Origin of the sequence: Bacillus sp. COPE52, from assembly GCF_003355115.1 — a bacterium.
Lineage (GTDB): Bacteria > Bacillota > Bacilli > Bacillales > Bacillaceae_G > Bacillus_A > Bacillus_A toyonensis.
The window spans coordinates 211,301-211,507 of record NZ_CP031292.1; the positions used below are offsets into that span (position 1 = coordinate 211,301).

Below are 207 nucleotides of genomic sequence, written 5' to 3' on the forward strand. Positions count from 1 at the left end.
TACTTCCGCAAGACATGTTATGAGATATTTTATTAAAAGTGCGGGTGAAGGGAGTCGAACCCCCACGCCAAAGGCGCTAGATCCTAAGTCTAGTGCGTCTGCCAATTCCGCCACACCCGCATATTTTATTAAAAATGGTGAGCCATGAAGGATTCGAACCTTCGACCCTCTGATTAAAAGTCAGATGCTCTACCAACTGAGCTAATG

At 45.4% G+C, this 207-nt stretch carries 1 tRNA gene; it reads right to left on the reverse strand.

Annotation, left to right across the window (positions count from 1 at the left end):
• Nucleotides 1–39 precede the first annotated feature (39 nt).
• Nucleotides 40–120 (reverse strand) — tRNA-Leu (locus DPQ31_RS01245).
• Between the last annotated feature and the right edge of the window lie 87 nt (nucleotides 121–207).